Origin of the sequence: Alkalihalobacillus sp. AL-G, assembly GCF_030643805.1 — a bacterium.
Taxonomy (GTDB): Bacteria; Bacillota; Bacilli; order Bacillales; family Fictibacillaceae; genus Pseudalkalibacillus.
Genome location: NZ_CP094656.1, coordinates 1,112,992 through 1,124,806, shown reverse-complemented (window position 1 = coordinate 1,124,806; position 11,815 = coordinate 1,112,992). Strand labels below are relative to the sequence as shown.

General features: G+C 38.0%; 10 protein-coding genes. 2 read left to right on the top strand and 8 right to left on the bottom strand.

The genetic code is table 11. The features are described 5' to 3' along the window. Positions 1 to 13: 13 nt before the first annotated feature. The 8 genes from MOJ78_RS05800 to MOJ78_RS05765 all read right to left on the bottom strand — a co-directional run bounded on the left by MOJ78_RS05800 (position 14) and on the right by MOJ78_RS05765 (position 8,305). Positions 14 to 1,291, bottom strand: coding sequence for a M20 family metallopeptidase (locus MOJ78_RS05800; RefSeq protein ID WP_304980254.1), 1,278 nt, complete (start codon positions 1,289 to 1,291; stop codon positions 14 to 16). A 12-nt stretch (positions 1,292 to 1,303) separates the two neighbouring features. After that, positions 1,304 to 2,218 (bottom strand): ABC transporter permease, encoded by a 915-nt coding sequence (locus MOJ78_RS05795; RefSeq protein WP_304980253.1) that lies wholly within the window; start codon positions 2,216 to 2,218, stop codon positions 1,304 to 1,306. 15 nt (positions 2,219 to 2,233) lie between these two features. After that, a complete protein-coding gene (locus tag MOJ78_RS05790; protein ID WP_304980252.1) occupies positions 2,234 to 3,166 on the bottom strand; it encodes an ABC transporter permease in 933 nt (310 codons plus the stop codon). Between the two features lie 56 nt (positions 3,167 to 3,222). Next, complete coding sequence (locus MOJ78_RS05785; protein WP_304980251.1) at positions 3,223 to 4,782, bottom strand: ABC transporter substrate-binding protein; 1,560 nt, start codon at positions 4,780 to 4,782, stop codon at positions 3,223 to 3,225. Positions 4,783 to 5,022: 240 nt separating this feature from the next. Next, positions 5,023 to 5,556 (bottom strand): gamma carbonic anhydrase family protein, encoded by a 534-nt coding sequence (locus MOJ78_RS05780; protein WP_304980250.1) that lies wholly within the window; start codon positions 5,554 to 5,556, stop codon positions 5,023 to 5,025. Positions 5,557 to 5,577: 21 nt separating this feature from the next. After that, positions 5,578 to 6,363: an enoyl-CoA hydratase-related protein gene (locus tag MOJ78_RS05775; RefSeq protein ID WP_304980249.1), complete on the bottom strand. Its 786-nt coding sequence runs from the start codon at positions 6,361 to 6,363 to the stop codon at positions 5,578 to 5,580. Further along, complete coding sequence (locus MOJ78_RS05770; RefSeq protein WP_304980248.1) at positions 6,356 to 7,591, bottom strand: CaiB/BaiF CoA transferase family protein; 1,236 nt, start codon at positions 7,589 to 7,591, stop codon at positions 6,356 to 6,358. Before MOJ78_RS05770 ends, MOJ78_RS05775 begins: the two co-directional genes overlap by 8 nt. Positions 7,592 to 7,645: 54 nt before the next feature. Next, entirely contained in the window at positions 7,646 to 8,305 is a 660-nt protein-coding gene (locus MOJ78_RS05765) for a GntR family transcriptional regulator (RefSeq protein ID WP_304980247.1), read from the bottom strand. Between the two features lie 312 nt (positions 8,306 to 8,617). Between MOJ78_RS05765 and MOJ78_RS05760 the strand changes: the two genes are divergently transcribed. Next, the gene (locus MOJ78_RS05760; RefSeq protein ID WP_304980246.1) at positions 8,618 to 10,108 is read left to right on the top strand and encodes a flavin monoamine oxidase family protein; all 1,491 of its coding nucleotides are present in this window, start codon (positions 8,618 to 8,620) and stop codon (positions 10,106 to 10,108) included. Positions 10,109 to 10,235: 127 nt separating this feature from the next. Further along, complete coding sequence (locus MOJ78_RS05755) at positions 10,236 to 10,934, top strand: hypothetical protein (protein ID WP_304980245.1); 699 nt, start codon at positions 10,236 to 10,238, stop codon at positions 10,932 to 10,934. Positions 10,935 to 11,815 lie beyond the last annotated feature (881 nt).

The following is an 11,815-nucleotide window of genomic DNA, read 5'->3' as shown; positions in this document are numbered from 1 at the left end:
CATCTATGCAATATTATTGGCCTACTATATTCTTAATAAGAATTGCATAAGCCTGAGTGCTTTTTATTAGGTCTGAAATTTCAATATGTTCATCAAAACAATGATGGAAATCCAAATTACCGTAACCGAACATCACCATTGGAATCTGTCCTTCATTAACGAACCACCCCATGCCAGTTAAAGCTGGAACTCCAGTCACTTTCGGCTCTGATCCATCAACGATTTCGGCAGCTCTTTTAACCTCTTTGACTATTTGACTATCGATTGGCACTAATGTTGCCGGGCGTTTACGAATCAGCTCCTTTTCAACTAAAATATCATTCTCATATTCTAGTTCTTCAACTAAATTCAAGAGGTCTTGTTCTGCATGGTCCAAATCCTCGGACGGTGAGGTACGACGCGTCACTACCAATTCACATACTCCCATTGCCCCAGGTCGGGCAGCTTCGACCTTACTTATTGTATTGATGGAATTAACCCAAATTTTCGCATGGCCGGTTCTCTCATCGTAGTGTTGATTTACTTTATCAGCCAGTTGATTAATTTTACTTAATAGTTTCATCGAATAATCACCAGGGGTTGAAGAGTTTTCTAAGTTCATCAAATATCTAGGATGTGGTGTCGATCCTGAGACAATAAATTTGTACGTAACGATTCCAGTCGCTGCATGTACAATATTTACTTCTCCACATGTTGGGAAATTCGCCTTGCTTTCTCGAGAGATCTGAGTGGTACAAGCATATAACCCGATATCAGCTTGTACTTTATTTCGTTTCATCAACTCTCTCATCCCCATGGTTCCACCTTGCTCTTCATCGGAGTCAAAGATGAAAACAAGCTCGCCACTGAATTCCGTTCCGACTTCTTTTAGCGTTTCAAAAGCAGTCAGTAAGCATACGATCTCACTTTTATGATCACAAGAACCCCGGCCATATATCTTATCATCGATAATTTCAGCCCCAAATGGGTCAGTACTCCATTTTGAAGCATCCCATTCATGGACGGTATCCATGTGTGAATAACATAAAAACCTAGGTCCCGGTTTCGTGCCTTTGATTGTTGCAATAATATTTGGACGACCTTTTTCAACTTCTATAACTTCTAGTTTAAACCCTAATTCCTTGAGCTTTCCAATTAAAATTTCCGCTACCTTTTCCTCATTGCCTGGTGGGTTCACTGACTTTGTCCGAATCAACTCCTGTGTAAAGGATACAATTTCTTCTCTTTTACCCTCGACCTTTTCTTTGATTAATTCATACAGTTCTTTGCTCTCAACTTTACTTGTCATCATCAATCTCTCCTTTTATCGTTCTTTATTTAGTTTGGGATCCAAAGCATCCCGTAAACCATCACCAATGAAGTTATAACCTACCACTGCGATCATGACTGCAATCCCGCCACTGATGGAAATCCATGGCGCATCACGAAGGAAGTTTCTGCCATCTGCAATAATCCCTCCCCAGGATGGTGTTGAAGGATCAACCCCCAATCCCAAGAAACTCAAGCTTGCTTCCGTTAAAATGGCGGTACCCATTTTAAGGGAAAACAAAATGATGATTGGAGCAAGGCCATTTGGAATTATATGCTTAAAAAGAATTCTAAAATCCGAAGCACCCATAGCATGTTCCGCTAATACATAATCAGATTCCTTCAAAGCTAACACCGAACTTCTACCTACTCTTGCAAACTCAGGTATAGCTGTAATTCCGATGGCGATCATGATATTTGTCATGCTTGGTCCTAAAAAGGCCATAATAAGTAAAGCTAACAAAATAGTTGGAAATGATAGAAGGATATCCATGACTCTCATAACCGAATTATCGATAAACTTTCCATAGTAGGCTGATATCGTTCCTAAAAAACCACCAATCAACAGTCCAATCCCACTTGCTATCACTGAAACAATCAAAGATACACGTGCACCGTAAATAATCCTCGATAGTATATCCCTTCCATAGTCATCTGTTCCTAATACATGGCTAGATGATGGGCCTTGCAACCGATTTGCAAGATTTTGTCCAAGAGGGTCGTATGGTGCTAACCATGGTGCACAAACGGCAATGATGATGATCAAAATGACAATGAAAAAACCGATGATCGAAATTCTTCTTTGTATGAAATTTCTTAGGAACCTAGAAAAGGGTGTCTCACGTTTTTCTTTTTCTACTGCATAGGATGGCAGGTTGATCGTGTCTACTTTGCTTTTAGGCAATTCCAAAATTTCTCCCCCCTCCTAGTACCGTATTTTTGGATTGAATAATGAATATAGTAAATCGACAATTAAATTGATGAACAAGAATACGACTACAACGATAAATGCGGTCGCCTGAACGGCTGGGTAATCCCTCGCATATATACTATCTATTAAATACTTACCGATTCCCGCTCTCCCGAATACGGTCTCGATTATGACAGCTCCGCCTATAAGATGCCCCATGTATAATCCAATGATCGTTATAATAGGGATTGCTGCATTTTTCAGGACATGTTTAAGTACTACTTTCGATTCATTGACTCCTTTAGCCCTAGCAGTCCTTACATAATCTTCACCCAGAACCTCTAACGTATTAGATCTAGTCAGGCGAGCTATCAATGCTGCCATTGCTAAACCGATTGACAATGCAGGCAAAACAATATATTCAACATTGAATAACGTATTTTCACCCGTACTGATGATCGGAAACCACCCGAGTTGTATAGAAAAGAAAATAATTAATATTAATCCAATCCAGAACGAAGGTGCTGCAACACCGATAATTGATATAGTGGTCAATAGGTAGTCAAGTAATGAATTTCTTTTTAATGCTGCTAGAATGCCAATTGGAACCCCGATAAAGATCGCAATGATTATACTGGCAACCGCAAGTTCTAACGTATATGGGACTCTTATCATGATTTCGGACAAAACATCTCTTCCTGAGCGAATCGATTCTCCAAAATCACCGGTCATATAATCACCTAAAAACGTTAAGTATTGTACACCTAATGGTCGATTAAGTCCCATCTGCTCATGGAGGTTTTCAATATCTTCCTCTGTGGCATATTCCCCTAAGATCGTTATTGCTGGGTCACCCGGGACTAAGTGCATCGCAAAAAATACGATAGTCAAAGCACCTAATACAGTAGGGATCATTAATAATAGCCTTTTCGTTATGTACGAAACCATGATTTCCCCCCTATTTAAGTAGAAGGGGACTCGATCAGGAGTCCCTTCCCATTTGATCAGTTACTGATTTCGACCGTATAAAGCTGCAATGAACGTTGTGGAGTTGCAATAAACCCTTTAACCCTTTGACTTGTGGCAAAGATATACTCCTCGTGGTCTATGAAAAGATATGGAACATCTTCTGCAATTTGTTTTTGAATGTTTGAAAGTAACGAAGTTCTCTTCTCTTGATCCGTTACTGTTCCTAATTCTTCAAGCCATTGATCCACATCTTCATTAGAGTACATCGTTAAATTATCACCTGGTGCATGATTATCAGAGTGGAATAGACTATTTAAAACTAGGTCAGGTACAGCAGTCTGACCCTTGGAATGACTAAATAGCGGAAAAGCTCCCTCCCTGACTTTTTCCAAGTACGTACTTGTTTCCATTATTTCAAGTTCAAAGTTAACTCCAATTTCTTTCATATTCGCTTGGAATACAGTAGCTGGTGTTATAAAACGATCTATATTAGGAATGGCCATTTTAGTCGTAAATCCATCTGGATAACCGGCTTCGGCTAAAAGTTCCTTTGCCTTTTCAGGATTATAAGGATATGCTGTTACATCCTTTTCATAGCCTTCTACATTCGGTGGAATCGGGCCAACGGCAGGTACAGACAAATTTTTCAAAGAGTTTTCTAATAACGCCTTTCGATTAAATCCGTAAAGAATCGCCTTGCGGATGTTCGGGTCATTAAATGGTTCGATTTCAGCGTTGATCCCGATGAACCTTACAATATATCCGGGTTCTCTTTTGATTTCGAATTTTTCACTATCTTCATATTGGGCTAAGCGCTGTGGATCAGAGACTTGAATGATATCTATATCCCCATTCTCAAAAGAGAGATACATTGTACTTGGTTCTGGAATCGGAACAAACCGAACTTTGTCTACCTTTACTTCACCACGATACCAATCTTCATTTTTAACGAGCATTGTTGCAGTTTGCGGCTTCCATTTTTCAAATACAAAAGGACCTGTACCAATTGGGTCTTGATTAAATTTTTCACCTTTTTCTTCAACCGCTTTTTTAGAGATGATTCCTGTCCAGTACTGAGCCAAATTATCCAAAAGCATCGGATCTATTCGTTTCAATTCAATCTCAACGGTATATTTATCAGGTGTACGAATCTCTTTGATCGGTTCTAAAAATTGGCGGTTTCGAGCCTTCGTTTCAGGGTCTATAATTCTTTCAAGCGTAAATTTAACATCTTCTGCGGTCATTTCACCATAACCTTTATGAAATTGGACACCTTCATGTAATTGAAACGTATAGAGTAATCCATCATCACTAACTTCATACTCTTTAGCTAAACCACCCGTTAATTCACCCGTTTCAATATGCCTGAATAAGAGTGAATCATACAGGTTCCAAGCAACTTGTCCATCTGTAACACTGTTTATGATTGCCGGATCCAAATTCTCAATATCATATGTTTGAGCGACACTAATTACCTTTTCTCCTGATGTACCTTCAGCATCACTTTGGAGCGTAGTATCATCTAATTCCTGACATCCTACCAACAATAAAATCAAAAGAAATGTGAAAATAAAAATGGAATATCGCTTGTTCAAAATAAAGCCTCCTTATGGTTTATTTGTTTAATTCTCACTAACCTTTAAGTTTAAGATGATAGTATACTGTTATAGAGCTCTGTATTAATTGACTAAAGTATTTGAATAATGGACTTGGCGGAGGGGCAGTGAAAACAGGAATGCTTATGTAGGTGAATCCTATGATGTTATAACATTTTAAATATTTTGATATTTAAAGGTAAATGAATGCAGATCGTAGGACTTTCAAGTAGATATGATTTACCTCTCAGCTTTTTCAGTAGATAAAAGGTGATTCTTAAACGTATTTGCGTTTTCCACATAGTGGGCAGCGCTTTCCTCACAACGTAACAGCTGTTCTGCTGTTTGATTTCGAATTTTTCGTGTAGGAACTCCAGCAACTAGTGTTCCGGATTCAATTATTTTTCCTTCGGGAACCAATGAGTTTGCAGCTACTAATGCGCCTTTTTTTATGACCGCTCCATTTAGGATCGTAGCTCCCATACCAATTAATGCACCATCTTCAATTGTACATCCGTGTATGATTGCGTTATGTCCTACTGTTACATTCTTGCCTATTTCAACTGGAAAACCAGGGTCAGAATGAATAACTGTACCATCCTGAATATTGGATCCTTCTCCAATCGAAATCTTTTCATTGTCACCCCTTAAAACGGTATTAAACCAAACTGAGGAATTATCATGTAATTCTATGTTGCCAATCAATATAGAACCTGGTGCAAGATAACAGCTTTCTGGTACACTTGGATACGTTCCATTTAAAGAGTATTTCATTATACATCCCACCCTCAAGAATTAGGAGAATTGGAAATTAGGCTTTCTTTTATTCTGAAAAGCATTGACACCTTCTTTGTAATCATCTGTTTCAAAGGATTCTAAAACAAGCTGGGAGATTTCCTCTGTATCTTCAATCTCACCCTCTAGAACTTTATTGATGACATACTTTGAACCCCGAACGGCAAATTGCGCATTTTGAGAAATGAGCTTTGTATATTCATAGGTTTTCGTAACAACTTCTTCAGAGCTATAAACTCGATCAATGAGACCGATATCCAAGGCTTCGTTCGCATCTAGAAGTCTCCCTGTGTATAGGATATCCTTCGCTTTTGAAGGTCCTACCAAATCTACTAAATTTTTTGTCCCTGGGAGATTATAAACTAAACCAAGTTTTGCAGGAGTTATCCCAAACTTTCCATTTGGATCTGAAAATCGAAAATCGCAGGCGAGCGCAATCTCACATCCTCCACCAACACAAAAGCCCTGTATCAACGCTATTGTTGGTTTAGGTGTATGCATAATTACTCGTTCAGCAACCAATGTCGCTTGATTATAAAGATCTGCTCCTTCAGCAGTATACCGCAATGTTTTAAATTCACTTATATCAGCTCCAGCTGAAAAAGCAGTTCGATCCAAACTTCGAAAAACAATAACACGAACATCTGGATTATTCGTAAACTCTTTGACTAATTCAGGGATTCTTAACCACATTTCATAATTTAAAGCATTTCGCTTGTTTCCCCTGTTAAAGTAAATCGTGCCTATGCCATCGTTGACTTCTGAGAATATTAATTCATCATTCAAAGGCTCCTGCTCCTTTACCCTTTTTTTGACTACCAGCATAATCAAAAATAACTCCCTCTGACATTAATTGTTCTATTTTTTCTTTACTGTACTGTAAGTTGGTTAAAACCTCTTCCGAGTGTTGACCTAGTATAGGAGAAGCGGACTTTAATGTTCCTGGAGTTTTAGAGAATTTAGATGGAATGCCAATGGTTTTCATATTTCCTATGATTGGGTGAGACAATTCTTGGATCATCCCTCTTGCGTTATAATGCGGGTCATCTACAACTTGCGCAAAATTATTAATTGGACCAGCTGGAACCCCTGATTGTTCACACTTTTCAATCCAATAACTGACCCTTTCCTTTGCTAACACTTTTTCAATTTCCGCTTCTAATTCTTCCACATACTTTATTCGATCCTCACCGGTAAGGAATCTTTTATCCTCTATCAAATCAGGTTTTCCTATGACATCTTTACAAAAGTTTTCCCATATCCGTTGGTTTCCACATCCAAGCATCATATAGCCATCCATTGCCTTTACCGATTGATAAGGGGCTATTACTCTATGCCGATGTCCTGTCGGGCCAGGAATCGTACCTTCTGAAAAATAGGCTGCAGCCTCCCAGGTAAACCACGGTAACCCACATTCTACAAGGGATACATCAACCTGTTGCCCCTCACCTGTTTTTTCCTTATGAATGTAAGCGGCAAGTATTGAATAAGCAGCTGTTATTCCTGCACCGATATCATAGATTGCAACACCAGACTTCAGAGGTTTTCCTCCCGGTTCACCTGTCATGCTCATAATGCCTGACATGCCTTGAGCAACGAGATCGAATCCTCCTTTATGAGAATAAGGACCGGTTTGACCATAACCGGAGATTGAGCAATAGATCAAGTTCGGATTGATTTCTTTCAACGTGTCATAATCAATCTGAAGCTTTTGTGTAACTCCTGGTCGGAAATTTTCTATAAACACATCTGATTGTTTTACCAAATCATAAAAAATTTGTTTTCCTTCTTCTTTTTTCAGATCTAGTGCAACGCTTTTTTTATTTCGATTTATCTGAAAAAAACAGGTTGATTCCCCATTCACATAAGGACCCATTTGTCTTGAATCATCACCTCCATTGATTTTTTCGATTTTTGTAACTTCTGCCCCTAAATCTGCTAACACCATCGAACAATATGGTCCCGCCATGATCTGCGATGAATCTAGGATACGCATGCCTTGTAATGGACCCAAAAATCAATCACCTCGTCTTCCCTATTTATCTTTGTATAAATTTGCAACATTATTTTACACCGTTTCCTCTACAAACATATTACTTCCACGCTTTTGATCTTGACGAAGATGTTCTTCAATAGAACGTATTGCCTTTGCTTCATTTCTTTCTTTTAATGCATTAAAAATATTGCGATGTTCTTTTACAATTTCAAATTTATTTTCTTGATTTCTTACAATATTTGCTCGATAAAGTAACAATAGTGACCTCACCTGCTCCAACAATTGAATGAGCCTTTTGTTTTCTACAGAATGAATGATGGTCTCGTGGAACTTTGCATTCAACTCCAAAAAGCTCTTCAGGTCTTCACTGTTTTCCAGGGATTGTTCTGCGCGATTTAACAAATCTTCAGCAACAGTAAGATCGCCTTCCGATATCGTATGAACGGCTAGCTTTATGATTTCTGTTTCCAATAATAAGCGGCAAGCGCATAAATGATTGAAATCTTCTTGGTTGATGTTCGTCACTGTTGTGCCTGTTTGGCTTTGATCTAAAAGTCCATCCTTTTGTAATTGTCGAAATGCTTCACGCAAAGGTGTTCGACTAATTTTGTAATCTGAAGCAAGTTGAGAAACACTTATTTTAGATCCTGGTTTGAACTCTCCTGTTAAGATCAGCTTTTTTATTTGATCATAAACTTGTTGATAAATTGGTTGTGCTTGTTGAATTTGCAAAATTAACACCTCAAATAAAGTTTTTAGTTTTGAATTTGGATGATACTGGATGTCGGACCCTGGATCCAGCATCCAACCTTATAGTTGAAAAGTATAAATAATATTCAGAATATTGTCAATACCATTTTGATTGAAATACTAAATAGTTTTTTAAAATGCCCCTATCCTTGTAACTGAGCTATTTATAATCTCTTAACTAAATTTTTCCAAATTTTCTCATATAAGATTAACCTACTGGAATAAGATGACAGTAAGCAATCTCTTTAGATTAATTCCGCTTGGACGATGAGAAATTGGAAAGGGGTAATTTGCGTGACCAATTTCCGATCCCCTAGGTTAACATATGATCAAATGCTATCCATCATCCGAAAGGGACTGCCACAATCGGATATCCCTAAGAAAATTATCGTTGTTGGCGCTGGTATGTCAGGGCTTGTTGCTGCATCTTTATTAAAAGAGGCTGGACACGACGTCACCATTTTGGAAGCTACTGAAAGAGTAGGTGGCCGGGTTTACACGGCACGAGCTCCATTTATCGACGACTTATATCTCGATCTTGGTGCTATGCGGATACCCAATACTCACCATTTAGTTGTAGAGTATCTTAAAAAATACCGTCTTCCCTATCATGCGTTCGTGAACACAACACCGAGAGATCTTATTTTTGCTAATGGGATCAAAACCCACTTAGAGGCCTACCAACAATCACCGGACATTTTGAACTATCCAGTTGCACCACATGAAAAAGGGAAAACGGTTGCAGAATTGCTTACATTAGCAGTAAAACCAGTAGTTGAGTTTATCCAGAAAGACCCTATAAAAAATTGGAGTATTGTAGTTAGGGAGTTTGATAAATATTCGATGTCCTTTTTTTTAAAATACAATCCAGTAGGAATGCGGTTATCTGATGGTGCAATCGAAATGATCAAAGTATTGTTGGGGCTGGAGGGGTTCCCAGAGCTTTCCTTTCCGGCTATCCTCAGGGAGCTCCTCCCATTATTCAGTCCAGATATGTACTTTTACGAGGTGACTGGAGGAAATGATAAGCTACCTAATTCCTTCCTTCCACAATTAAAGGATGACCTGTTCTTTTCACAAAAACTGACGAAAATCGTCCAACATAATCAACAGGTCACCATTCACGCCAATCATACGACCAGTTTTAGACCAATGGAGATAACTGGTGATCTTGCGATAATAACCATTCCGTTTTCACTGCTATCATTTGTGGATATCGTACCTCGAAACTCTTTTTCCCATAAGAAATGGCAAGCGATTCGTGAGCTGCACTACGTTCCTTCTACGAAAATAGGTCTTCAGTTCCGTAACAGATTCTGGGAAAGGGAAGGCATTGAAGGGGGAAAGATGATGACAGATTTACCAATACGGTTTGCCTATTATCCTAGCCACTTAATAGGAACAATGGGATCAGGGGTCATATTAGCAAGTTATACCTGGGAGGATGATGCATTACCTTGGGATAGCTTACCTGAGGAGGATCGTATTCGGAATGCAATGGATAACCTTGCAACCGTGCATGGTAAACACATTTATACGGATTTTATAACGGGGACTACACAGGATTGGGCCCTTTACCCCTATTCTGGTGGTGCCTTCTCGATGTATAAACCCGGGCAGGAAATGCTGCTAGGACCCCACATTCCAACTCCTGAAGGAAGGGTCCATTTTGCTGGTGAACATACGTCAACGAAACCCGCCTGGATTGAGGGGGCTATACAATCTGGAATAAGGGTTGCGGATGAAGTGAACAACCTGAAGAAAACCTATTTTGTTGAGGAGTAGGTTCAAATTTATTCGATTGCATGATTTTTTTCATCCCGTTTTCCTTATTGTTTCAGCCTTAATTTAGTTTAGTCACACTTAATTGTTATAATAAAATAAATTCACCTTAAAAGGTTGGAGGTGCAGAATGAGTCAAACTCAAATTGGGATGGCTGGAATTGGAAGATTAGGCATTGCAATGATGAAACATTGGTGTGATTGTCAAATACCGGTTGGGATTTATCACCCTGACCACACAAAGGCTGCAAACTTTATCGCCCGATATCCAAACGGTTATGTAATCAATGAAGATGAAATACATGAATTGGATGCTTTTGTTCTAGCTGTGCCTGCAGATAAGATTATACCTTTTATTTCTCAATGTGTATCCCGAAATATCGCCATTCAAAACACCTACATACTTAATATGGCAACTGCTCTTAAGACAAGCGAGGTCAGCAGTAGATTTCCTGACCTGAATATTGCAAGCATGAAATTCATGGGGCATTCTAATGACTTGTTTGAAAATGGGAACGGTTTATTCATTACAGAACATATTGTTCCCGATGAAATTCTAGATATCTTCCGGGTCATTGGAAAAGTAAAACAAGGTAATGAGGAGATCGTGAGTAAAGTTAACAAACTAGCTACCTATCAAGCAGTAAAAGCGGCAATCGAGCTTGAAAAAGTGTTTGATGAGAAAAACTTGCCCCCTGAATATAAAAACAGAGCACTGACCTCGTTATTACCGGAAGTTATTCGGTCTTACAGCAAAGGTAACCTAGGACATTTTGCACAAGAAATCGTAAATGAAATCAAGAGGAATAATAATACTTCTAATAAATAAAGTTTCAAGCAAAAACGAACACTTGATTTGGTGTTCGTTTTTTACTGAAGAATCTTTTATCCATTGGATTATTCAATTTTGATTTTCCATGCCAAGAAGGGTGATCGAAAAATCGAATACGCTTTGATGGAGTACTGAAGCATAAAAAAGAAGCTTGGAAATCCAAAACGAGATTTATTTTGAGGTATATAGTTGCAATTTGTACTTCAAATAACACTGTAATTCTTTCGAAAAACGGCAAAAATCCACAAAAATAAATCGAGCTTGAGTTTACAAGCTCAATTTTACTCACGTTATTCAATTAAAGCACCCGTTAGATCGAAAACTAAGAAATAATTATAGTCTAAACTACAATAAATTTCTATATCAAGTGTGACTACCAAATATATAACTTATTTTATGAATACTCAATAATTGACACAATAGCTATAATGGAAAATAATATAACTCCTAATGATATCCACCAATACTTTTTCGAATATGTTTCTTTTCTCAGCAATAGGTAATTGTATCCAAGAAAAATAATAGTGCTAATACATAAAGTTATAAGTGTCTCTACGGAGAAAAAGCGAAACGGATCTCCCCAACTAAACAGCATCCAAAAATATAAATAAGAATAATAAGAAATAATTCCAATGAATATGTTACCTATATAAAAAAATACTCTTCTGATTTTAGACATCAATATCCCTCCTGAATTTATGTTTCACTAAACTGCTTCGTTAGTTTATGTACCGCTTTTTTCACAAACTCTATATTTATTTTAACATAAATATCCAAATAACCTAATATTTTACTTTATAATAAAACACCAAATCACAATTTTTTTCACATCAAATTCACACCCCCTACAACTTGGTTCTTTGGGTGTGATTTTATTT